General features: G+C 47.4%; 17 protein-coding genes and 3 rRNA genes. 16 read left to right on the top strand and 4 right to left on the bottom strand.

Annotation, left to right across the window (positions count from 1 at the left end):
• Positions 1-99 precede the first annotated feature (99 nt).
• From rplI to UL82_RS10020, 5 genes are all read left to right on the top strand, one after another.
• The gene (gene rplI / locus UL82_RS10040; protein WP_046440821.1) at positions 100-555 is read left to right on the top strand and encodes a 50S ribosomal protein L9; all 456 of its coding nucleotides are present in this window, start codon (positions 100-102) and stop codon (positions 553-555) included.
• A gap of 620 nt (positions 556-1,175) precedes the next feature.
• Positions 1,176-3,083 carry a glycoside hydrolase family 15 protein gene (locus tag UL82_RS10035; RefSeq protein ID WP_046440820.1) on the top strand — a complete coding sequence of 636 codons (1,908 nt, stop codon included), beginning with the start codon at positions 1,176-1,178 and terminating at the stop codon, positions 3,081-3,083.
• A gap of 206 nt (positions 3,084-3,289) precedes the next feature.
• Positions 3,290-4,798, top strand: a complete 1,509-nt coding sequence (gene dnaB / locus UL82_RS10030) for a replicative DNA helicase (protein ID WP_232009488.1) — start codon at positions 3,290-3,292, stop codon at positions 4,796-4,798.
• A gap of 164 nt (positions 4,799-4,962) precedes the next feature.
• Complete coding sequence (locus tag UL82_RS10025) at positions 4,963-5,571, top strand: hypothetical protein (RefSeq protein ID WP_052735963.1); 609 nt, start codon at positions 4,963-4,965, stop codon at positions 5,569-5,571.
• A gap of 771 nt (positions 5,572-6,342) precedes the next feature.
• Positions 6,343-6,891 (top strand): hypothetical protein, encoded by a 549-nt coding sequence (locus tag UL82_RS10020; protein WP_046440815.1) that lies wholly within the window; start codon positions 6,343-6,345, stop codon positions 6,889-6,891.
• 658 nt (positions 6,892-7,549) lie between these two features.
• Here UL82_RS10020 and UL82_RS10015 read toward each other — a convergent pair.
• Positions 7,550-7,753 carry a heavy-metal-associated domain-containing protein gene (locus UL82_RS10015; protein ID WP_046440813.1) on the bottom strand — a complete coding sequence of 68 codons (204 nt, stop codon included), beginning with the start codon at positions 7,751-7,753 and terminating at the stop codon, positions 7,550-7,552.
• A 348-nt stretch (positions 7,754-8,101) separates the two neighbouring features.
• On the opposite strand from UL82_RS10015, the gene trxA reads away from it, so the two are divergent.
• Positions 8,102-8,473, top strand: a complete 372-nt coding sequence (gene trxA, locus UL82_RS10010) for a thioredoxin (RefSeq protein WP_046440811.1) — start codon at positions 8,102-8,104, stop codon at positions 8,471-8,473.
• A gap of 176 nt (positions 8,474-8,649) precedes the next feature.
• On the top strand, positions 8,650-9,534 hold the full coding sequence (locus tag UL82_RS10005; protein WP_046440809.1) for a PspA/IM30 family protein: 885 nt from the start codon (positions 8,650-8,652) through the stop codon (positions 9,532-9,534).
• Between the two features lie 97 nt (positions 9,535-9,631).
• Here the strand turns inward: UL82_RS10005 and UL82_RS10000 are convergent, their stop codons facing one another.
• Positions 9,632-11,077, bottom strand: a complete 1,446-nt coding sequence (locus UL82_RS10000) for an NYN domain-containing protein (protein ID WP_046440807.1) — start codon at positions 11,075-11,077, stop codon at positions 9,632-9,634.
• A 291-nt stretch (positions 11,078-11,368) separates the two neighbouring features.
• Here UL82_RS10000 and UL82_RS09995 point away from each other — a divergent pair, with 291 nt between their 5' ends.
• The 5 genes from UL82_RS09995 (at position 11,369) to rrf (ending at position 18,643) form a co-directional block, all read left to right on the top strand.
• Positions 11,369-11,743 (top strand): GntR family transcriptional regulator, encoded by a 375-nt coding sequence (locus UL82_RS09995; protein WP_046440805.1) that lies wholly within the window; start codon positions 11,369-11,371, stop codon positions 11,741-11,743.
• A 309-nt stretch (positions 11,744-12,052) separates the two neighbouring features.
• Positions 12,053-12,592: a hypothetical protein gene (locus UL82_RS09990; RefSeq protein WP_046440804.1), complete on the top strand. Its 540-nt coding sequence runs from the start codon at positions 12,053-12,055 to the stop codon at positions 12,590-12,592.
• A gap of 714 nt (positions 12,593-13,306) precedes the next feature.
• A 16S ribosomal RNA gene (locus UL82_RS09985) occupies positions 13,307-14,838 on the top strand.
• A 405-nt stretch (positions 14,839-15,243) separates the two neighbouring features.
• Positions 15,244-18,328 (top strand): 23S ribosomal RNA (locus UL82_RS09980).
• 198 nt (positions 18,329-18,526) lie between these two features.
• Positions 18,527-18,643, top strand: a 5S ribosomal RNA gene (rrf, locus tag UL82_RS09975).
• Together the 16S, 23S and 5S rRNA genes form the textbook arrangement of a ribosomal RNA operon.
• 180 nt (positions 18,644-18,823) lie before the next feature.
• On the opposite strand, the gene UL82_RS09970 is transcribed toward rrf, so the two are convergent.
• Positions 18,824-19,882 carry a pseudouridine synthase gene (locus UL82_RS09970; RefSeq protein ID WP_046441531.1) on the bottom strand — a complete coding sequence of 353 codons (1,059 nt, stop codon included), beginning with the start codon at positions 19,880-19,882 and terminating at the stop codon, positions 18,824-18,826.
• On the opposite strand from UL82_RS09970, the gene UL82_RS11250 reads away from it, so the two are divergent.
• From UL82_RS11250 to UL82_RS09955, 4 genes are all read left to right on the top strand, one after another.
• Positions 19,818-19,958 (top strand): hypothetical protein, encoded by a 141-nt coding sequence (locus tag UL82_RS11250; protein WP_169746261.1) that lies wholly within the window; start codon positions 19,818-19,820, stop codon positions 19,956-19,958. The genes UL82_RS09970 and UL82_RS11250 overlap by 65 nt on opposite strands.
• A gap of 123 nt (positions 19,959-20,081) precedes the next feature.
• On the top strand, positions 20,082-20,978 hold the full coding sequence (locus UL82_RS09965) for a universal stress protein (protein WP_046440802.1): 897 nt from the start codon (positions 20,082-20,084) through the stop codon (positions 20,976-20,978).
• Between the two features lie 315 nt (positions 20,979-21,293).
• Positions 21,294-21,551: a GlsB/YeaQ/YmgE family stress response membrane protein gene (locus UL82_RS09960; protein WP_046440800.1), complete on the top strand. Its 258-nt coding sequence runs from the start codon at positions 21,294-21,296 to the stop codon at positions 21,549-21,551.
• 160 nt (positions 21,552-21,711) lie between these two features.
• Complete coding sequence (locus tag UL82_RS09955; RefSeq protein WP_046440797.1) at positions 21,712-22,329, top strand: TetR/AcrR family transcriptional regulator; 618 nt, start codon at positions 21,712-21,714, stop codon at positions 22,327-22,329.
• Here UL82_RS09955 and yidC read toward each other — a convergent pair.
• Positions 22,326-23,468: a membrane protein insertase YidC gene (gene yidC, locus UL82_RS09950; protein WP_046440796.1), complete on the bottom strand. Its 1,143-nt coding sequence runs from the start codon at positions 23,466-23,468 to the stop codon at positions 22,326-22,328. The two genes, UL82_RS09955 and yidC, sit on opposite strands and share 4 nt — an antisense overlap.
• Positions 23,469-23,473: the final 5 nt, after the last annotated feature.

The following is a 23,473-nucleotide window of genomic DNA, read 5'->3' as shown; positions in this document are numbered from 1 at the left end:
CTGGTTAAAAGTTTAAGAACGTATCTCCTCAAGCGTTAATTATTCAATCTTTTGGCTCACTCGCATGAGCCTAGACAGTACCCACGAAAGGCAGGGATCATGAAGCTGATCCTCACCGCCGCCGTTGAGAACCTCGGTGTCGCAGGCGACATTGTTGAGGTTAAAGACGGCTACGGACGTAATCTCCTGCTTCCTCGCGGTTTGGCTATCGTTGCCACCCGCGGTGCTGAGAAGCAGATCGAGGGAATTAAGCGTGCCCAGGAGGCTCGCGCTATCCGCGACCTCGACCACGCACGCGAAGTAAAGGCACAGCTAGAGGCACTCGAAGGTGTTTCTGTTGCAGTACGTACTTCTGAGAAGGGCAAAATCTTCGGCTCCGTTTCCGCTGAAGATATTGCAGCAGCCGTTAAGGCAGCTGGTGGCCCTAGCCTAGATAAGCGTTCCATCGAGCTAAAGAAGAACTTGGTTAAGTCCGTTGGTTCTTATAGCGTGGACGTAAAGCTGCATTCTGATATTGCTGCAGCTAAGGTGAACTTTGAGGTTGTAGCTGCCTAAAGAAGGCGTGAGCTACAACGGCTTGTATTAAACAAGCCCAACGACAACAGCACACTATGGGCGGTTATCACATTAGGTGGTAACCGCCCATAGTGATTTTTATTGCTTACTTATGTGCGGTGATGGATCGCAGTTGTAGCGCTGAAGAAACGTTAATGAAAAGTGAAAATAGGGGTCTCTGTAAAAGATGTGATACATGTGGATAACTTGTGGAAAACTCTGGTTGAGATAACCGCAGGCAGTGCGATTTTTACCCCCTAATCATGTAAAAAATACATTGTCAAATGTGCTGGTAAGAAAGTTTTCCACCGTTAAATAAAACTTTTTCCATAATTTATAAATAGGCTATGAACTGGTCTTTTAGGGTAATTTCGGAAAATTTTTTCTAAGTTTTCCACAGGCTATCCACACCCATTGGGGAAAACTCACTCGGGAAACACCATTTTTTCCACAACCCCCTGTGGAAAACTTTTGAAAATTGGCCAACCTGGTCTAGGTTAGGCTTATTTTTGTCCGGTGTGGTGGTTGCTCGAAGAATAAAAATTAGATTGGGTACCAGACCTGATACTAAAAATAGGGAAAGAAAGAATCGTTTTAGGATAGTGCGGTACAAATGAAGTATGACTATTGTCAACCGCACCGTTTCTGACCAACCTGTTGATCGTCATCGCAGCATTGTTCTAGAAGATTATGCCTTATTATCTGATCTACAAACCGGGCCATTGGTTTCTAGAGAAGGCAGCATTGATTGGCTTTGTTTACCTCGGTTTGACTCCCCAGCAGTATTTACCTCTATTTTGGGAACACCAGACGACGGGCGTTGGAAATTGAGCGTGCGTGGCGGCATGGTACAAGAACGTCGTTATATACCGCAGACTTTTATCCTAGAAACGATATGGCAGTGTCCAACTGGTAAAGCCAAGGTCACCGATTTTTTGCCACCATCGAGTGTTCATGCTGATGTGATTCGCATGGTGGAATGTTTAGCAGGTGAAGTCACCATTACCCATGATTTACGAGTGCGGTTTAGTTATGCACGGGCACTACCCTGGTTTAGAAACACCACTATTCCTGGTACTGAGGAACCGGCATTATTGTGCACCGCTGGCCCCGACGGATTGTTATTATCCGGGCCGATGCTGGTGGCGGCACATGATGCAGAACAAAATCCAGATGCTGAAACCGGATCACAGGTAGTACCTCGTTTGGTTGGCGATTTCCATCTACACGCCGGCGAAAAATTAGACTGGTCCTTAACCTGGTTTCCTTCCTGGGAAGATACTCCCCGCCCAGCAACCGCAGCACCCGCACTGACCGAGACCCAACGCTATTGGCAAGAATGGATTGGACACCTGAACACCAATGAGAAATATGGAGAGCTTGTTCAGCGATCGCTTTTAGTTCTGCGGGCATTAACCCACTCCGATACTGGCGGCTTGGTCGCTGCCCCGACTACATCCTTGCCGGAAGATTTTGGTGGTGTGCGCAACTGGGATTACCGCTACACCTGGCTCCGCGATGCAGCATTAACCGTCGAGGTGATGGCATTGCATGGTTATGTCGATGGCGCACGAGACTGGCGTAACTGGTTATTGCGTGCAGTAGCTGGGGATGTAGAAAATTTACAAATTATGTACGGCCTTGGCGGTGAACGTGAGCTAGCAGAATATGAGCTTGATCATTTAACAGGCTATGAGCATTCCCGTCCGGTGCGTATCGGTAATGGTGCCGCCAACCAGTATCAGGCTGATGTTGTTGGTGAGGTGATGTTAGCGCTTGCCAAGCTACGCGATGCCGGTTACCCGGAAGATGAGTTCTCGTGGGGGCTGCAAAAACGGCTTTTGGATTATCAAATTGAGCATATGCACCGCAAAGATCATGGAATTTGGGAAATGCGCGGCGAACTTCACTTTTTTACTCATGGCCGGGTGATGATGTGGGCGGCATTTAATGAAGGCATTCGGGCAGTTCAGGAACACAACCTTGATGGGGATGTAGCTCTGTGGGAATACCATCGTGATCGTTTGCGCGAGGAGATCTTAGCTCATGGTTTTAATAAAGAACTCGGTAGCTTTACTCAAACCTATGGTGGGACAGAAGTTGATGCATCCTTATTACAATTGCCGCACACTGGGTTTATCAGTGCCGACGATCCAGCAATGCTAGGTACGGTGCGTTGCATTGAAGAAGAGCTTGTCGACGAACACGGCTTCGTCTACCGTTACCGCACTGAACAAGGCCTCGACGGTATCACAGGTGCTGAATATCCCTTTGTTATGTGCACCTTCTGGCTTATCGAGCAGTATGCCGCTTCCGGGCGCTTAACGGATGCCGAACAGCGCATGGAGCTTATGCTTAGTGTGGTTAATGATCTTGGACTTATCGCAGAAGAATATGATCCAGTACAAAAGCGACTAGCTGGTAATTTTCCGCAAGCTTTTTCTCACCTATCGCTTATTCGAGCAGCGGATGCCATCGCTATTGCTCGAGCAGGTCGATCGACTGCGGGAAAAACAGAAAATACGTAAAGAGTAGAAAAAGAGCTAAAGCTCAGCCAGGTGAGGTCGTCGTTAAGCACAAGGTGAGATCGTGGCTGAATGAGAAATGTTGGTGGGGTATGGCTTAAGTTGTTGGTTTCGCTATTTTTAACGTAGTGCACGAGATAATGTGTACAGTTCGATTGGGTTGTTTGAGTTAGTTGCATGCGCCTGAGCAAATGTGAGGATGCGCTAAGGTGAGAAGAGGAAAGGATTATCCGGTGAGCAGTGAGGACAACACAGCGTATGCCAGCTTTGACGATGAGTATGTGCCGCCATCGGATAATGATGCTCCCAGCGAAAACTTTGCCTATGAGCGATCCCAGGGAACAAGAAATAACGATTACTATCGTCGTGACCAGCGCAGGTCGGATCCTGGCGTAGAATACCGCAAACCACCGCATGATACTGAAGCTGAGCAGGGTGTGCTTGGTGCGATGATGCTGACATCCAGCGTTATCCAAGATGTGGTGGATATTCTTTCCCCAGAAGACTTTTATCGACCAGCACACCAGCTGATTTATGAAGTCATTATTGATCTTTTCGCCGATAATAAAGAGATCGATCCGATTTTGGTGGCAGGTGCTCTGGACCGAAATAATGATCTTGATCGAGTCGGCGGGGCACCCTATCTACATACGCTGACCTCCAGTGTGCCCACCGCCGCCAATGCTGCCTACTATGCGCAAATCGTTGCGGATAAGGGCGTATTGCGTCGCTTAGTTGATGCCGGCACCCGCGTAGTTCAACTGGGTTTTGAGGGCACTGAAGATGCGGAAATCGATGCTGTTATTGATATGGCTCAGCAGGAAGTTTTTGCTGTTTCGCAACGACAAACTACCGAAGACTATTCAATTTTGGCAGATATGCTCCAACCCACCTTGGATGAACTTGATGAGATCAGCTCTTATGGTGGGCTCGCCCAGGGCGTGCCGACGGGGTTTATTGATCTTGATGCGCTTACTAATGGTCTCCATGGCGGACAGATGATCATTATTGCCGCGCGACCTGGTGTGGGAAAATCTACCCTGGCCTTGGATTTTGTGCGTTCTTGTGCGATTGAAAATAATAAAGCCGCGGTAATTTTTTCTTTGGAAATGTCGAAAAGCGAAATTGTTATGCGCATGCTTTCGGCAGAAGCATCGATCAAACTTTCCGATATGCGCGGTGGCCGTTTGGACGATAATGCATGGGCAAAGCTTGCTGATCGCGCCGGGCAAATAGCACAAGCCCCCATTTTCGTGGATGATTCCGCCAATCTCACCATGATGGAAATTCGCTCAAAGGCACGTAAGCTAAAGCAAAAATATGATCTGAAAATGATCGTGGTTGACTATCTCCAGCTAATGAGTTCCGGCAAGCGCGTGGAATCTCGTCAGCAAGAGGTTTCGGAGTTTTCCCGCCAACTGAAACTGTTGGCCAAGGAATTAGATGTGCCGTTGATTGCCATTTCACAGCTTAACCGTGGTCCAGAATCGCGTACGGATAAGCGCCCGCAGCTTGCTGATCTTCGTGAGTCCGGTTCACTAGAGCAAGACGCGGATATTGTTATGCTTTTGTATCGGCCCGACTCGCAAGATAAAGATAATGAACGAGCTGGTGAAGCCGATATTATCTTGGCTAAGCACCGTGGTGGTCCGATTGACACTATCGCGGTAGCACACCAATTGCATTATTCGCGCTTCCAAGACCTAGGCCGTGGGTAATACTAAAAATGCACTTTCCTTCAACGGTAGTTCGCTTTTCGACGAAATACCGTTGAAGGAAAGTGCATTTTTTTAAAAAATATTAATCTGCGGTAATAATCGCACCAAAATCGTAAAATGTTGTTGCAAGCGTGGCTAGAAAAGCAAAAAGAAAGAACCCTGAAATGAGTAAGAAATTAATACTAGGCGGGGTAGCCCTCACCCTTGTCTTAACCCTTGCCACCTGTGGAGATAATGAAACTCCTGACAATGCCACTACTGTAGAACCTACAAGCACAACGCCCTACAGCTCTAGCGTCACCACTACAAATACAAGCGCTACATCTTCAATTACTAGTACTATCTCGGAATTATCCCCGGCACCTGTAGCAGAACCTATAAAAGATACTCCCTTACCTGTAGATAACCGTCCAATTGGCTTCCTCGGAGCGCCAGGGCAAGAAGCACCAGCACCACTAGATAAAGTAGTCCAGTCATGTGGCGACCCTGCGATACACGAAACCGGCACTACGTTTTTTACGGATGGCAGTAGCGGATGGACTGAACAATGCGCGCAAGAAATGATGTCAACGTGGCAAGCACCGATACAACAGTTTGTTGTGTCCCCGCCACCTGCTAATAACTCACCGGTGCAACAAGAGTATGTGCCGCAGGAGGACTATGTGCATCCGGGGTCTTTCTGTACTGGTGGTAGCGGAGTAAGTAAAAATGGTGTCCCTATGACATGCGCACCCGGTTCAGACGGTAGAAACCGTTGGCAGTCAGCCAGCTAGAGAAGACTTGAGCCTAGAAATAGAAGTTGTTAAAAAATCTCGGATAACCTCTATTTTTAAACGTGAACTCTTAAAATAAAAAGATGCTGATTTCAGCTGCAAAGGAGTTCTTAAGTTGAAACAGCGTTTACTTTTATCTGAGAACCTAGTCTGATCTGTCGTAAATTAGCGTCTCTTTGTCAGAGATACCACTTTAACCGCGTCTTTTATGTGAGGTTTAGTTTTCTATTCTTGTGATAGTCAAGGATGGATTATTTTTATCGAGCTTGGGAGGTTCATTATTAATATTGTGCTCTGATAAGAATGGAAGCTAAGAAAAGAAGAAAAGGTAACCGCTTCGATAGTAGCGATTAGCACAGAAGCCCGAAAGTGGTACACCATCATCAAAGGCTCAAAGAAACGCAAAAAGTAAGCGCCTGGGTTCGAAATGTCCTAACCATTCCGAACCCGGGGCTTACCCCCTATTCTCTACAATAGGAAAAGAAAAAGCAATGACCGCATCGTCATTGTCTAAGATACAGGCGCCTCTCTATAACGGGTAGTTGACTGCGTCGTGCATTGTGGAGTCACTGAATCTACATGGCACTTCTATTTACACACAAAGGTAGTAAAACTCAACCCACCTAAACTGGTAGCCACCTGGGTCAACGTACACCACTCTGGGATACAGAAGAAGTTAAAATCTGACATAAAAACTGACCTGGATCGTCGGTCGCTAACAGTCTTAAGTCGAAAAAGAAATAACACCCAATAAGATAAAGAAGGTAGGCTATGACACATGACCACAATACGCGCAACACTGAACAGTCTGAACAGCGTCAATGCGCACCAGGCTGGACGGATAGCGAAAGCTGCTCAGGAAGCTCACCTGCGTACACAAACCCGGTCGACCAGAGCATATGGCAACATAGACCAGAAAATATCTCAGCGGATCAGCCAGTACTACCAGGACTGCCCGCAGATTTAGTTAAACTTACCTACAGTGGGCCAACGCCTCACTCTAGTGAAATTCAACGGCTTAACGACATCCATCCAGGACTGGGAACCCGCATTATGGATGACGCGCATGAAGATATTAAGTCTGACCGTGCAATTACAGAACAATCTTTTGCTTATGCGATTTTCGAAGCTAAAGTTCGCCTGTGTACAGCTGTATTAATATGCGTTGCAGTAGTTGCACTTATTCCAGTCTTACTTCTACTTCTTGATCCACCTGAATCTCTAGCGGGGGTAGGTGCTCTAGGGCTTGTTGCTTTAACTCCGCTTGTGAATACTCTGATTAATAAGCAGTCTGAAAAGAAAGAAAAAATTCAACCCTAAAGTGTAGTCATACTCCTGCCCCTATTGTTACCTTGAAAGTGGGTTTCCTTCTGCTCGCGGTAGAATCCGCGGATTTTTATGGCATTCTTTAGGTTTTATGGGACTATAAACGGTCACGCATAGTGCGTATAACGCTTCCTCTGGCCAGTGATCACACATCAATCACGGGCTTCGCTAAAGGGTTAGCCCAGAGTTGGGCGGACGAAATGCTATCCTTGTACATGCTTAGTACTTGGGTAAACCCTGCGTATGGTATGGCTACAATCGGTGATTTTTTGGTGTAGTCCTAATTACAGTTCGTGGTATTACAAAGATCTAGAGTATGTTATGGGGCGTGATCCTGAGTTTGCGCGCATTGTCCCGCATGGGTTAAGGCATATAATGGCGGAGTTTAGTATCTCAGGGTATGAAGGTTGCGTAAAGATTGGACATACAAGTGTGTCGATGACTCTTGACGTGCATGCGGATTTTTGTGGGGGATGTGGATGAGGCACTGAGAGGGGTGGTATAACACTGATTCCATGACAATTTCGTGACATGTATCATGTTTTACCGGTTTCTACAGTGCCGTACGATCCGTGGAGAAAACCTAGAATGATCTGGAAAATAATAGATGATCAGCAGGTTCGAAAAGCACTACCAAATAATAAGATGTCAGTTAGCCTTCAACGAGTTCGAAGCCTGCTTCTTCAACTGCTTTTTTAATATCGGCGTCGCTAAAATCTTCGCCGGTTACTATAACGCGACCGCTTTCCAGGTCTACCTTAACTCCCTGGGTTCCCGCGATTTCTTCGATTTCTTCGGTGACAGATGCAACGCAGTGCTGGCAGGTCATTCCTTTAACAACATAAGTTTTGGTCATCGGTTACCTTTCACATTTTGTGGCGAGGATATATCTCTTGTAGAGCATAGCGCTGCTTTAATAAGTAATTTTTTTATATTTACCTCATCGGGGGTGACCAATTGAGCTATCACCTGCCGGTTGTTCGGTGGGTTTTAGCTGATGATGTAAATAAAATCCCTGTGACCAGGTGATAACAATGTGCAGTTCAGATTTGCGTGACACATAAACATAAAAGTTATGTGATGAAAAACTATAGGATTTTGTTTAGTCAGCACGTTATATTTTGCGTGTGGAATAGAATAGTTATGCCTATCGTTTCTGCTTATCGAGTAAGAAAATTTTTATTGATACGAAAGAGATTCCATTATGGCAACTATTGATATCACCGAAGATACTTTTGAGCAGACAGTTAGTGCTGAAGGTATTGTGTTAGTCGATGCGTGGGCTTCCTGGTGCGGACCATGCCGCCAGTTTGCTCCTACCTTTGAGAAATCTTCGGAGAACCATCCCGATGCGACTTTTGCCAAGCTAGATACTGAGGCTAATCAGGGGCTTGCAGCTGCGCTACAGATTCAGTCCATTCCTACCTTGATGGTTTTCCGTGATGGTATTTTGGTGTACCGGGAAGCGGGTGCTTTACCACCGGCTGCTTTAGAAGATCTTGTTGGTCAAGTTAAAGCGTTAGATATGGATGATGTGAAAAAGCAGATTGCTGAACAGCAGCATTCTGAGAGCTAATTACTTCATATTTTCTGTACCTGTACTCCCCGCTTATCTAGTGGGGAGTTTTTGATGGTCGGGGTAGTCGTCGAAAAGAAAAAATAATTGCCGGCTTTTGGCGACGCAGGTAGACATTTTTCTTTAGAGTGGAAAGAGTAAAAAGAAAATTTACTACCTTATGAAGGAAATCCCCTATGGCTAATCCATTTTCTAAAGGCTGGAAATACTTAACTAGCTCGCTCGATATGAAAATTGATGAGAATGCAGATCCTATGGTACAGATCCAGCAGGCTGCTAACGAAGCCAAGAAACAACATGAGGTTATTGAAAAACAAGCCACTCAGGTTATTGGTTCGCGCAATCAATTAGCTATGAAGTTAGATCGTTTGCTCAAAGAACAAGCTGCATTACAAGATAAAGCGCGTCAGGCAATTCAGCTTTCCGATCAAACTCAGGCTGCTGGCGATAGTGCTAAAGCTAAGGAACTGCTGAACGCAGCAGAGATTTATGCTAGTCAGCTAGTGAGCGCAGAGCAGCAGTTAGAAGAAACAAAAGTACTTCACCAGCAGGCAGTCCAGGCAGCAGAGCAAGCAACTGAACAAGTTAAGCAGTCTGAGGCACGGTTGAAAGAACAGCTGGGGCAGATAGATCAGCTGCGTACTCAGGTAGAACAGACAAAACTGCATGAGACCACCAATAAAACCATGGATTCGATTACCGAATTGAGTGTGGAAAAAGATGTACCGAGTTTGGATCAGGTACGTGAAAAGATTGAGCGTCGCTACGCTAATGCGGTAGGTGCTCAGGAACTTATGCAGGCTACCGGTCGCTATGAAGAGGTTGATCTTCATGGCGTGGATATGAAAGCTGCAGATCGGTTAGCACAAATTCGAGCAGAGCTTTCTGGCGAGTTAACTGCTGGTACGGCACAAGCAGAACTAACTAGTTCTCCGGAAGCGACTTCTGAAACTGAGAATGCGGATGTAACGACTGAAATAGATGATGATTACATCGAATCAGCTGCTGAAGAAGAAATTGATGCCGAAGCGGATACCGCTGTAGATGAAGCTGAGAAATAAACGCTAGTTAAGCTATGGTGCTAGTTTAATAATGGCCGACCAGAGACTATTTGGTCGGCCATTATGTATGTTTGCATGTGATTGCTGGTGGAACTTCTTAGCTCATACTTTTGTTATTGAGCAGTACGGTTCGAATGCCCGAGTGGAAACCGTCGCGCAGATTAACTCGTTGGTTTTCGGTGAGGGTGTATTCATGCAAGGTTTCGCAAGCAAATTGCAAGAGCGGACGGTCAATTTCTGGTGGCAAACCGCCGCCAGAAAGCAGATGCGCGGAATCACGCTGCTCAACAGTGGCAGCATTGTCGTACCACCAGCGAGCATATTGCTGGCCGACGTCGAAAGGCGTTTGATAGCCAGCTGAAGCCCACACCTCATTAGGTAGTGGAACATAGCGGGAGCGCAGTTTACGCCGTGGAGCCATCATGGATGGATTCGGCCGCGGTGTGGGGTGAGTAGCTTCCTCAGTAACCGTAGTTGAAGAGCTTTGAGTAGCGGTTTCTGATTCGTCGCCTTTGCTGACGGTAACCGAATAAGACTCCTCATAAGTAGTTACCCGTAAAGAACTAGGTTTAGGAATATTTGGTTCAATACTCGGAAAGTTGTTGAGCTTAGGCACTCGGACCAAATCAGCGGCATGGCGAAGCCGGTTATCGAGTACTTCGGCATCGGCTTCGTTTTCTGGATCAACAGGGGCAGCAACTGTATGTTGTGGCTGGTTACTAGCACTTTCAATGATCGTGCTGGTTTCTTGAGTAGCTACTGGTGTCGTGGCATGAGCGCTGGTATCAGGAGCAGCAGCGGTAGCGGAACCGTGATTATCGGTATTGTTCGCAGCGATACTATTGGAACTTTGCGTGTCTTTGCTGGTATCGGTGTCGGCATCGTCGTTAGGCGTAACCTCGATGGTTTCGCGCTCTGCTGGGAAGTCTTGTGGTACTGGGTTAGTCTCAGTGTCTTCCCAATCCGGGTTTTGACGAATAACCGGTGGTAGCGGTCCTTCAAGTACTTGCAATTGCATACTATCTTGGAAATCCTCGCGCGGATCCAACAAGGTGGTGGAATCACAGGCATGTCGAAGTGCGGAACTCATAGAATCCCAACCGAAGCCGTAGAGGTGAACACGGACCCCGCGTTCGACGGCTTCATGGACACCGGGAATCATATCGGCATCACCAGAAACAAGCACAATATCGCTAAATTGTCCCTGAACACCGGCTAAAACTAGATCTGCTACTAAGCGCGTATCGACGGCCTTTTGCGTGCGTCGTTCGCCCCACTCAATAAGCTGACCGGTACGTAATTGCACGCCGTCGCAGGTGCGCAGGGCACGTTGATAGCGATGCGGCCCGGTTTCTGGAATACCGTCATACCAGAGTTGGCGATGAACCGGCTGACCAAGGTGATTTTGCACCATAGCCCCTAGAGTGGCTACTACTTCAGGTAAATCAATTTCTAATTGTGCGCGGGCTCCGGTTTCCCACGAGTTATAAAAGCTAGCCAAAAGATAGCTGGTGTCAACGAAGATTTGTGTGCGTTCAAGCATGGCTCCTGCATTTTCTATTTATTTTGTGATTACGAAAATATTAAAAGTTATGCCTTCTAGCATGCCTTATATCACCTTGTTAAGTCGATATATCTGCTGAAAATGCAGGATATAGCGAGAAATTTTCTTTATATTAAGGCAGGTAGGTCTTTATGACGGTTGTTTTTATTTTGTGGTGATCTTTAAAACTCTGGTCACAGTGGTCACTATGGTTAGTTGGTAGAGTAGCTAACCGTCTAACGGGATGCATGGGTGCTATGGTGGTTGGTCATGCTGGGAAAGGTAGTAAAGATGGATGACCAAGCGGCACCGCTTTTCCGACAAATTGCCACTCTCATCGAGGATTCCATTGTTGAAGGTGGTCTCGTTACCGGTAGCCGTGCGCCGAGCACAAATGAGTTAGCTGCTTTCCATTCAATCAACCCGGCAACGGCGCGTAAAGGACTCAGTGTGTTAGTGGCAGAGGGGATCTTAGAGAAACACCGTGGCGTGGGAATGTTTGTTACCGAAGAGGCTAAAGAGCTTATTCTTGCTCGTCGACGAGAACATTTTGCAGCACATTATCTTGCTCCGCTTATCGACGAAGCAGTCAAACTCGATGTTGACCGCAAACAACTACATGAACTAGTCGACAAAGTAGCAGAAAGTCGAGGGTTATACCGGTGACTCAATGCATATGGCTTAGTGTTGTTGGCCTTTAAGGCGTGCTTTACTAGGGTCTTACCGGCGTCTTATCGATGTCTTCATGGCGGTGAATGAGTTTCTGTAGCCATACAAATTGTCTTGATAGTGACAAACGATTTTTAGGGTGCTTTGAAAGCTGAGTGCAGGCGAGCCTATGACGCTAATCTTCCTTCACGTTTTTTCACGGGCATGTCAAAAGTTATTGATTTTTATTATGAGACGGTGAGAAAATACGGAGCAAGATTTTACAAAGGCAGAGGTTCTAATAATTAAAGGGAGCGGGGTGAAACTATGGAACGGGTATTGGTTTCAAGCATCGCGCTAGGCCTTATTGCCGCCTCGCTACGCGTATTTATAGCATTCACGGCTAAGGCGGGCTCTAGCTTTCCATTTTTACCGGTTTTGTTATACCAAGGGTTTGCATCGCTTGCGGTTATCTTGTGGGCAATAACTATCAGTTGGTGGCTTTACCGTATGTTGCGACGGATTTTCTTGGGACGACCTGGTGCCTATGGCGTAGTGGCTGGATTGGGCATTTTTGGTTGCTGTGTTTTTGCCTTAGCTACCTTGGTGTGGCTATTTTCAGCCGATAGTCACACCAGTAGCATTTTTGATAGTGCGCCTTGGTTAGCTGCTATCGCTGTGGCTAGCGGGTGGGCTGGTTTTATTTGTTTTGTGGTCTTTTCAGATGTTCTCGTGCCTCAGTCTGAATTACTTTTCTTTGGTGTGCTGATTATTGAGTCGGCTTTAAGAGCACGATCACTGCAATTGAGACCGTATTTTGTTCTTTTCTCTGATGATGCGCACTTCGCGACGAGCCTTAAAAATTGATCTAGATAGGTTTTAAAAATATATAGTTGATATTGTGTGTGATTGTTTAGATAAAAGAGCGCTTTAAACTGCGGATTTGTGTTGTTGTGAAGTGGTGTGTAACTTTATGTGAGTCGCCGCGGCCGGTAGCACAAACAAACATGTGCAAAACACCAAGCCAAGCGGCGAAGAAAATAAAAACTCTTGATCCTTTAAAACAGCAAAAAAATTTGCTAGGATCACCAAAGCATCCCATTGTATTGCAACAAGTATTTGTTTGTTGTGTGGTGGGTGTGGGTTGTTTGAGAACTCAATAGTGTGCCAAATCATTTGTTACAACATGTAACACACAGAATCTAGTGATTAATGATGAATGCTGAATAAGTGTTTGTGTTTGGTCATTGTGTTGTGTGTTATTGTTTTTTGTTTTACACATATTTTCTTTTTCTTATCACGTATTCACATATGTGTTTATTGTGGTGGGGGATAATGGTTTTTGTTTTTACGCCTGATACTGTGGTGATCAGATGTCACTGATGGTGTTGTGGTGTGACCGGCAAGTGACCATGATTTGTTTTCTTGTTTCTTATCTTTTTTCTTCAATATAGTTTTTAGGATTTTATTGTGTTGAGGGTAAGGGGCTGGGGGATGGTTGTGGGTGCTTGTTAAATACTAAAAATTGTTTTTGTTTATTTTTTGCCAGTTGTTGGGCTTTCCCAATAATTTTTCTTATTTTTTGTGGAGAGTTTGATCCTGGCTCAGGACGAACGCTGGCGGCGTGCTTAACACATGCAAGTCGAACGGAAAGGCTTTCTTGCTTGCAAGAGAGTACTCGAGTGGCGAACGGGTGAGTAACACGTGGGTGATCTGCCCCTAACTTCGGGATAAGCTTGGGAAACTGGGTCTAATACCGGATAGGACCACATTTTAGTGTGTGTGGTGGAAAGTTTTTTCGGTTAGGGATGAGCCCGCGGCCTATCAGCTTGTTGGTGGGGTAATGGCCTACCAAGGCGTCGACGGGTAGCCGGCCTGAGAGGGTGGACGGCCACATTGGGACTGAGATACGGCCCAGACTCCTACGGGAGGCAGCAGTGGGGAATATTGCACAATGGGCGCAAGCCTGATGCAGCGACGCCGCGTGAGGGATTGAAGGCCTTCGGGTTGTAAACCTCTTTCGCTAGGGACGAAGCTTTTTTGTGACGGTACCTAGATAAGAAGCACCGGCTAACTACGTGCCAGCAGCCGCGGTAATACGTAGGGTGCGAGCGTTGTCCGGATTTACTGGGCGTAAAGAGCTCGTAGGTGGTTTGTCGCGTCGTCTGTGAAATTCCGGGGCTTAACTTCGGGCGTGCAGGCGATACGGGCATAACTTGAGTGCTGTAGGGGAGACTGGAATTCCTGGTGTAGCGGTGGAATGCGCAGATATCAGGAGGAACACCGATGGCGAAGGCAGGTCTCTGGGCAGTAACTGACGCTGAGGAGCGAAAGCATGGGGAGCGAACAGGATTAGATACCCTGGTAGTCCATGCCGTAAACGGTGGGCGCTAGGTGTGAGCCTCTTCCACGGGGTTCGTGCCGTAGCTAACGCATTAAGCGCCCCGCCTGGGGAGTACGGCCGCAAGGCTAAAACTCAAAGGAATTGACGGGGGCCCGCACAAGCGGCGGAGCATGTGGATTAATTCGATGCAACGCGAAGAACCTTACCTGGGCTTGACATGTACAGGATCGGGCTAGAGATAGTTTTTCCTTTTTAGGTCTGTATACAGGTGGTGCATGGTTGTCGTCAGCTCGTGTCGTGAGATGTTGGGTTAAGTCCCGCAACGAGCGCAACCCTTGTCTTATGTTGCCAGCACATTTTGGTGGGGACTCATGAGAGACTGCCGGGGTTAACTCGGAGGAAGGTGGGGATGACGTCAAATCATCATGCCCCTTATGTCCAGGGCTTCACACATGCTACAATGGTCGGTACAACGCGCTGCGAGCCTGTGAGGGTAAGCGAATCGCTGAAAGCCGGCCTCAGTTCGGATTGGGGTCTGCAACTCGAGCCCATGAAGTCGGAGTCGCTAGTAATCGCAGATCAGCAACGCTGCGGTGAATACGTTCCCGGGCCTTGTACACACCGCCCGTCACGTCATGAAAGTTGGTAACACCCGAAGCCCATGGCCTAACCACGTTTGTGGAGGGAGTGGTCGAAGGTGGGATTGGCGATTGGGACGAAGTCGTAACAAGGTAGCCGTACCGGAAGGTGCGGCTGGATCACCTCCTTTCTAAGGAGCTTATATTTTTTGTTTTGTTTTTGTTTATCCGGGTGGAGCACATCACCCACGCACATTGTGTGTGGTGGGGTGAAACAAAAGACTAGTGTGTGAAACATCCATGATGTCATCATGGGGTAGCTGGAGCATGACACAGGTTGTTTCATGTGTGGTTTGGTGTGCTGTTGGGTGTCTGGGGCAATCCTTGTGGGTTTGTTCTATATGTGGCTTCAACCAAAAAAGCAACAATGATACTTAAAGTGTGTGGTTGTTTTTTTGTTGGGGTTGTGTTGTGTGAGAACTGTATAGTGGACGCGAATTTTTTAAATTATTGTTTTTAACATGAATGCATTGTTTATGTGTGTTTGTGTTTTGTTTCTTTGTTCTTAGTGTTTTTTATTTGTTTTTTGTGTTGGTTTGTTTGTTTTGAAGGGCACACGGTGGATGCCTTGGTAATCTGAGCCGATGAAGGACGTGTAAGGCTGCGTTAAGCCTCGGGGAGTTGTCAATAAAGCGTTGATCCGAGGATGTCCGAATGGGGAAACCTTACTACAGTGATGTGTGGTAGCCCAATGGTGAATATATAGCTGTTGTGGAGGTAACGCGGGGAAGTGAAACATCTCAGTACCCGTAGGAAGAGAAAATAATAATGATTCCGTTAGTAGTGGCGAGCGAACGCGGATGAGGCTAAACCGTATGCGTGTGATACTTGTCAGGGGTTGCGTGTGCGGTGTTGTGGGGTGTATGTGTCATTGTTTCTGACAGGACAGTGGCTATGGTGTGTGTGTTAGTGGAATTAGGTTGGGATGCCTAACCGTAGAAGGTGAGAGTCCTGTACATGAAAACACGCATGGTGTGGTGATGTATGTCCCCGAGTAGCAGCGGGCTCGTGGAATCTGCTGTGAATCTGCCGGGACCACCCGGTAAGCCTAAATACTTGGATTAACCGATAGCGGATAGTACCGTGAGGGAATGGTGAAAAGTACCCCGGGAGGGGAGTGAAAGAGTACCTGAAACCGTGTGCTTACAATCCGTCAGAGCCTGTCTTTTGGGTGGGTGATGGCGTGCCTTTTGAAGAATGAGCCTGCGAGTCAGCGGCATGTCGCGAGGTTAACCCGTGTGGGGTAGTCGTAGCGAAAGCGAATCCTAATTGGGTGTGTTAGTGGCATGTTCTGGACCCGAAGCGGGGTGATCTACCCATGGCCAGTGTGAAGCAGCTGTAAGAGGTTGTGGAGGCGCGAACCCACTTAGGTTGAAAACTGAGGGGATGAGCTGTGGGTAGGGGTGAAAGGCCAATCAAACTCCGTGATAGCTGGTTCTCCCCGAAATGCATTTAGGTGCAGCGTTGTGTGTTTCTTGCCGGAGGTAGAGCTACTGGTTGGTTGAGCGGGACTACAATCTTAGCAATGTCAGCCAAACTCCGAATGCCGGTGAAGTGAGAGCATGGCAGTGAGACTGCGGGGGATAAGCTCCGTTGGTCGAGAGGGAAACAGCCCAGATCGCCGGTTAAGGCCCCTAAGGGTGTACTAAGTGGGAAAGGATGTGGGATCGCGAAGACAGCCAGGAGGTTGGCTTAGAAGCAGCCATCCTTGAAAGAGTGCGTAATAGCTCACTGGTCGAGTGGTTCTGCGCCGACAATGTAGTGGGGCTCAAGTACACCGCCGAAGCCGCGGCAAGGCAACAATTTTGGTTGTTGTTTTGGGTAGGGGAGCGTCGTGCATGGTGTGAAGCAGTGTGTGGAAACGATTGTGGACTGTGTGCGAGTGAGAATGCAGGCATGAGTAACGAATGAGAAGTGGAAAACTTTTCCGCCGGATGACTAAGGGTTCCTGGGTTAAGCTAATCTTCCCAGGGTGAGTCGGGGCCTAAGGCGAGGCCGACAGGCGTAGTCGATGGATAACCAGTTGATATTCTGGTACCCGTGTGTAAGCGACCATGGTGAATCAATGGTACTAACCATCCATGTGTCATGGTGTGTGCCTTTTGGGTGTGTGTCATGGTGTGTGCGTGGGATCTTCGTTGGTAGTAGCTAAGTGATGGGGTGACGCAGGAAGGTAGCTGAGCCACTTATTGGATTGTGGTGTAAGCGTGTGGCCCGTGGTATAGGTAAATCCGTACCACTTGTGGGTGAGGCGTGATGCGTACCCTTTTTTGGGGATGTTGGTGATCCTATGCTGTCGAGAAAAGCCTCTAGCGATGTTTATATACGGCCCGTACCCATAACCGACACAGGTGGTCAGGTAGAGAATACTAAGGCGTTCGGGTGAACTGTGGTTAAGGAACTCGGCAAAATGCCCCCGTAACTTCGGGAGAAGGGGGACCACTGCTGGTGACTAACTGTTTGAGCTGGTGGTGGTCGCAGAGAATAGAGGGAAGCGACTGTTTATTAAAAACACAGGTCCGTGCGAAAACGTGGAAGTTGATGTATACGGACTGACGCCTGCCCGGTGCTGGAAGGTTAAGAGGACCTGTTAGATGCTTTTGTGGTGTCGAAGCGGAGAATTTAAGCCCCAGTAAACGGCGGTGGTAACTATAACCATCCTAAGGTAGCGAAATTCCTTGTCGGGTAAGTTCCGACCTGCACGAATGGCGTAACGACTTCCCTGCTGTCTCAACCACAGGCCCGGTGAAATTGCAGTACGAGTAAAGATGCTCGTTTCGCGCGGCAGGACGAAAAGACCCCGGGACCTTCACTATAGCTTGGTATTGGTGTTTGGTTCGGTTTGTGTAGGATAGGTGGGAGATGTTGATGCATATGCGCTAGTGTGTGTGGAGTCGCAAGTTGAAATACCACTCTGATCGGATTGAGCACCTTAACCTTGGCCCATGATCTGGGTTGGGGACAGTGCCTGGTGGGTAGTTTAACTGGGGCGGTTGCCTCCTAAAGTGTAACGGAGGCGCCCAAAGGTTTCCTCAGCTTGGTTGGTAATCAGGTGGTGAGTGTAAGTGCACAAGGGAGCTTGACTGTGAGAGTGACAGCTCGAGCAGGGACGAAAGTCGGGACTAGTGATCCGGCACCTACGTGTGGAAGTGGTGTCGCTCAACGGATAAAAGGTACCCCGGGGATAACAGGCTGATCTTCCCCAAGAGTCCATATCGACGGGATGGTTTGGCACCTCGATGTCGGCTCGTCGCATCCTGGGGCTGGAGTAGGTCCCAAGGGTTGGGCTGTTCGCCCATTAAAGCGGCACGCGAGCTGGGTTTAGAACGTCGTGAGACAGTTCGGTCTCTATCCGCCGCGCGCGTTGAAACTTGAAGAAGGCTGTCCCTAGTACGAGAGGACCGGGACGGACGTACCTCTAGTGTGCCAGTTGTCACGCCAGTGGCATGGCTGGTTGGCTACGTACGGAAGGGATAACCGCTGAAAGCATCTAAGCGGGAAGCCTGTTTTGAGATGAGGTTTCGTTTGAGGTTCCCTAGAGATGATGGGGTTGATAGGCCAGGTCTGGAAGTGGGGTAACTCATGGAGGTGACTGGTACTAATATGCCGATACAAACAATCCTTTTTTTGACACATGAATAAGGCAAAATAGGGAAACATGTTAATGGGTTCAAAGAAACGTGAATAATTGTTGTTCTGCTGCTTTATGGTGGTGGTTGTTGTTGGGTTTGTGTTCACTGTGCAGTGTCTGACACAGCACACGCACGTTAACAAGCACATGTGTGTTTGTGGGGTGTGTACTGTGTTGTTTATAGTCGTGTTGGTGGTTATAGCGTTGGGGAAACGCCCGGTCCCTTTTCGAACCCGGAAGCTAAGCCTGATTGCGCTGATGGTACTGCACCTGGGAGGGTGTGGGAGAGTAGGTCACCGCCAACCTAAAACTTGATAAAGCAAAAAGAAGGGGAGAGGGAAACATCCGCACAATGTGTGTGGGATGTGTTTCCCTCTCCTTTCTTTTTGTGTGTGGTGGGTGTGCAGGGCGCGTGGGGGCGGCACATATTTGTAGAGAGAGACCACCTATTGTGGGTTATAGCAACCCACGTGTGGGTGATGGTTTCAGAAAAACAAGGATTCTGTTTCAAAAATCCTATCAACACCACTAATCGGATCAATAAAGCTTAAACCTACCGCACATAAACACAACGGTATGCGGTAATCTTCTACTTCTTCGGGAAGAACTATCGGGTACACTGGATCACCAAGAATAGGTGTACCAGCCTGATACATATGCACCCGTAATTGATGAGTCCGCCCAGTTTCCGGGGCAAGTATGTATGATGCTAATTGGGGTTGGGCACCAAAAATTTTTTTTAATTCTGTTTGCCGCGAAGCTGAAACAGCAGCGATGGAAACAACAGTAGTAATGGCATTAGGTTTACCATCGAGTATTCGGGTTTGGTGTTCACCGGCGTTTTTTTCTAGGCGGGAGCACCAACGAGAACCGGCTTGGAGTTGGTTATTAAACCGTGCGATAGCTTGATATGTTTTATGCACCTCACGCTTAGCAAAAAGCGTTTGGTAAGCACCGCGAACTTCGCGTGTTTTGGTGAAAACAAGTACCCCGGAGGTAAGTCGATCAAGACGGTGTGCGGGGCTTAATTCACCGTTTTCCGTTAATCTGCGAAGCTGTGTGGTCACACTATTGGTGATGTGTTTTCCTCTGGGCATGGTGGCATAAAAAGGTGGCTTGTTTACCACTAAGAGATGATCGTCTTCGAAAAGGATCGGAATATCATAAGGAATGACTGGTTCAGGCGCAGGAATGCGGTAAAACCATACGTCTTCGTCTTGGTATACCTGATCTTGGGTGGTTAAAATGCGCGCTCGATGCCCACGAACTGCAATGACTTCTTGGTCGTCGAAACGCTTATGGAGTGCGTGCTCATTATCTTCTGGGTGGCGATGCCGCTGACTGTTAATCAAGTGATGAACAAATTCTTTAGCATTAAGCCCATCAGCCTCGGCGGGAACTCGAACTCGAGAGGGGTTAAGACCATCTTTTACGGCGAGTGGCGCTTGTTTGCGCGCTAACTGTATTACCCTTTGAGACATGGATATTAATGCTATCGTGAATCCGATTCTTGAGTTCTTTTCGACGGGCATTGGCAAGGTAATCGCTGATGTGTTGAAGGTCATCTATACCATTTTGTATCCGTCTAATGCAGACTCTGCGACTAAGGCCGTGCAGTAGTTTTTTAAACTATTATTTTTATATCAATAAGGTGAACCTTAAGCCTGATCCGGGATAAAGGGATACAATAGGACGTGACAGAGCAGGTCTGTCAGCCTATTAGCCTCGGGAAAGGTGAGAGAAATGACCGTTGAGAGCATTGTCGTTGTTGCCGTTGATGGGTCCGACGCCTCCAAAAATGCCGTGCGTTGGGCTGCAAATACTGCATATAAGCGCGGGATCCCGCTGCGCCTTGCATCTAGTTATACGATGCCGCAGTTTCTTTATGCCGAAGGCATGATTCCTCCACAAGAGCTTTTCGACGAACTGCAAAACGAAACCATGCATAAGATCGACGAAGCACGTGAAATAGCTCATAGCGTTGCTAAGGATCTTAAGGTTGGCTACACCATTGCTGAAGGTTCTCCAATTGATATGCTGCTCGAAATGAGCGCAGATGCCACCATGATCGTGATGGGATCGCGTGGTTTGGGTGGACTATCCGGTATGGTCATGGGCTCTGTTTCTGCTGCGGTGGTTTCCCATGCGCAGTGTCCAGTTGTAGTCGTGCGAGAAGATAATCATGTGACCGAGAGCAATAAGTACGGTCCAGTGGTGGTCGGCGTTGATGGCTCTGATATTTCTCAGCAGGCTACTGCATTTGCGTTTGCTGAAGCCAAAGCACGTGGGGCAAAACTTATTGCGGTACACACTTGGATGGACATGCAAGTACAAGCATCTTTGGCAGGCCTAGCTGCAGCTCAGCAAGAGTGGAATGTTATTGAAGATGAACAGACCGAATTACTCAAAGAACGGGTAGCACCGTTTATCGCTGAGTACCCCGATGTGGAAGTAGAGTTGGTTATTACTCGCGATCGTCCAATTCGTGCCCTGGTGGATAACTCCCAGGATGCACAGCTTTTGGTGGTTGGCTCGCATGGACGCGGCGGCTTCCGAGGCATGCTTTTAGGCTCGACATCGCGTGCCTTGTTGCAGTCGGCTCCTTGTCCAATGGTTGTGGTGCGTCCGCATATTAAGTAGTTAAAAGTACACTGCATAAAAATATGTGGTGGTAGTTTTAAGAATTTGATTTTAATAGCGTCGCTGTCTACCGATGTATAAATATATGTGGGAAGATAGCGACGATTTTAATAAGTTTTAGTGCAAACGTTAGCGCTAGCTATTGCATTTTTTACCTCTGATACGCATAGTAATGAGATTGTTATAAGTGCAGTTCACGTTAGTTTTTTGAGCTACTTTCTTGTATTTAGCGGCGACGGTATTTTTGTTTTGTTATTAGACTTGATGTGTATCCCAAGAGTTCAAGAGTTTTAGTGAAGAAAGAAGGAACACATTATGCCACCACTAGGAATTCTCGGTTGGATCATCATTGGCGGCTTAGCGGGTTGGATTGCTTCTAAAATTAAGGGCACCGATGCACAACAGGGTGTTGTATTAAACATCATTGTTGGTATTGTCGGTGGTTTTATTGGCGGCTTTTTGCTCGGCTTATTTGGTGTTGATGTAGCTGGCGGAGGCCTTATCTTTAGCTTCTTCACCTGTTTACTAGGCGCGGTGATTTTGCTCAGCATTGTGCAGGCGATACGAAAGTAACTAGAAAAGTACCCTGCTTTTTATCGGCTTCCGAGATAGTTTCTCGGAAGCCATTTTTGTATGTATTGGGTCATTTATAACACTGTAAAAGTGTAATAGACCAACCGGTTTGTATATAGTGGAACGGTCACTATAGATCAATCGTCGGAAGGAAATATCTGTGGCTGAAGCGAAGGCAGCAGGACGCCGGAAGAACCGGCCAAGCCCGCGCCAGCGTCTGCTTGATAGCGCGACGGAGCTCTTTAGCACCCAAGGTATTCGAGTTATTGGCATCGACCGTATTCTCAGAGAAGCTGATGTTGCCAAGGCAAGTCTTTATTCCCTTTTTGGTTCTAAAGACGCATTGGTTATCGCATATCTAGAGGAACTGGATCGAAAGTGGCGCGATGCTTATTCTAAGCGCACCGAAGAAATGTTGAGTCCAGAAGAAAAGATCTTAGCTTTTTTCGATCAGTATATTGAACAGGAGCTACAGCGTGGTTTCCGGGGTTCGCTGTTTCTCAACGCAGCCAATGAGTATCCTTGCCCGGAAAGCACCAGCGAACACGGAATCCTAGAGGCAGTTATTCGTCACCGCAGTTGGATGGTTGATGAGATGACGACTCTTTTGGAGCTGAAAAATGGTTACCCTGGTTCCACTCAAGCCCAGCAACTGATGATTTATCTCGACGGAGGACTTGCTGGTGGGGTTATTAATCGAGATGTCTCTTCGCTGCATACTGCCCGTGCGCTCGCGGTACAGCTGCTGAGCGAACCTCCAGCAGATTACTCGATCTAATCGCGTGCTTCCTTTTCCTTCTTAGCAGCTTCTTTCTTTGCTTTTTTCTCTGCTGCTCGCTGTTGGCGCAGTTCTTTTTGTGCCTCAGTACGCAAAGCCGAGTGTTTGGAGCGTTCGGCTTTTTTGGCTGCCCGTTCGGCCTTATGCTGTGCGATGAATTCCCGGTATTCTTTTCTTGCTTCAGCGCTATAAATTTTTTTCAAGCGCAGGTTTCGTTTGCGTCGTTTGAACTCTCGTTTTTGCTTTCTGCGCTGGTTAAGAAGCTGACGACGTTCATTAAGGAAATGTAGGTGTTCTTCTTCTAATGGAAGCACCTTATACAGCGTCAAGGCGACTACTATGCTCTGAATCAGCGTCCAGAGGTTATTGGCTACCCAGTACAAAATGATTGCCACCGGGATGGGGCCGTACATGCCGATGCCATATAAAACAAAGGGCATAATAACGGCGGATATGACAATTAGTTTGAGCGCAAATACAGCGGCTGCACTATCGGCATCGAGAGTTACCCAAGTGCGATAGATCGAAATGAGCATGTTTAATAAGGTAAACACGCATGAGGCGATAATAAGGGGGAAAATGAACTCTCGAATTTCCGATTTGGTGGCACCTAATAAGCTGAGCTGTTCAGTTGTTAATGTGGTGTACGCGGCAATAGGGATATCACCGATTTTGGTTTGTAGGAAGGCACGTACGTCGTCAGATGTTAAGAAACCGATGGCTGAGAAATGATCAGCATCTATGCCCTCTGCCGGTCGTGACATGCGTAAAAGAACTTGATACAGACCTAAAAATGCTGGAAAAAGAATAAGTGAAGGTAAACAGCCTGCCGCTAGGCTGTAGCCATATTCGGAACGCAATTCCTTTACTTTTTCTTCATGCTCTTTAATAGATGATGCGTCATGGCGATTGGCATACGTATCTTTTAAGGCACGATCTTTAGGTCGGATAAGCACAGCGATACGGCCAGACTTCATTTGTAACCAGGTCAACGGTATGGTGATGGAACGAATCGTGATGACAAGGCCAAATAACGATAAAATCCAGGCCATAGAATCATCTAAACCGAAACCTGAATGCAGCATACTATGCCACATCTTCATGATGCCGGAAATAGGATAAATGAAGAGTTCGAGCACGCCAA

The sequence above is a fragment of the Corynebacterium kutscheri genome (assembly GCF_000980835.1).
Lineage (GTDB): Bacteria > Actinomycetota > Actinomycetes > Mycobacteriales > Mycobacteriaceae > Corynebacterium > Corynebacterium kutscheri.
The sequence above is the reverse complement of the archived record's forward strand: the minus strand, read 5'-3'. Positions and strand labels throughout refer to the sequence as shown.

Coding starts and splice junctions, on each gene's coding strand:
- UL82_RS10035 (WP_046440820.1), top strand. CDS start 1,176: ATGACTATTGTCAACCGCACCGTTTCTGACCAACCTGTTGATCGTCAT.
- UL82_RS10015 (WP_046440813.1), bottom strand. CDS start 7,753: ATGACCAAAACTTATGTTGTTAAAGGAATGACCTGCCAGCACTGCGTT.
- trxA (WP_046440811.1), top strand. CDS start 8,102: ATGGCAACTATTGATATCACCGAAGATACTTTTGAGCAGACAGTTAGT.
- UL82_RS09995 (WP_046440805.1), top strand. CDS start 11,369: ATGGATGACCAAGCGGCACCGCTTTTCCGACAAATTGCCACTCTCATC.
- UL82_RS10005 (WP_046440809.1), top strand. CDS start 8,650: ATGGCTAATCCATTTTCTAAAGGCTGGAAATACTTAACTAGCTCGCTC.
- UL82_RS11250 (WP_169746261.1), top strand. CDS start 19,818: ATGGATATTAATGCTATCGTGAATCCGATTCTTGAGTTCTTTTCGACG.
- rplI (WP_046440821.1), top strand. CDS start 100: ATGAAGCTGATCCTCACCGCCGCCGTTGAGAACCTCGGTGTCGCAGGC.
- UL82_RS09965 (WP_046440802.1), top strand. CDS start 20,082: ATGACCGTTGAGAGCATTGTCGTTGTTGCCGTTGATGGGTCCGACGCC.
- UL82_RS10025 (WP_052735963.1), top strand. CDS start 4,963: ATGAGTAAGAAATTAATACTAGGCGGGGTAGCCCTCACCCTTGTCTTA.
- UL82_RS09990 (WP_046440804.1), top strand. CDS start 12,053: ATGGAACGGGTATTGGTTTCAAGCATCGCGCTAGGCCTTATTGCCGCC.
- UL82_RS10000 (WP_046440807.1), bottom strand. CDS start 11,077: ATGCTTGAACGCACACAAATCTTCGTTGACACCAGCTATCTTTTGGCT.
- UL82_RS10020 (WP_046440815.1), top strand. CDS start 6,343: ATGACACATGACCACAATACGCGCAACACTGAACAGTCTGAACAGCGT.
- UL82_RS09960 (WP_046440800.1), top strand. CDS start 21,294: ATGCCACCACTAGGAATTCTCGGTTGGATCATCATTGGCGGCTTAGCG.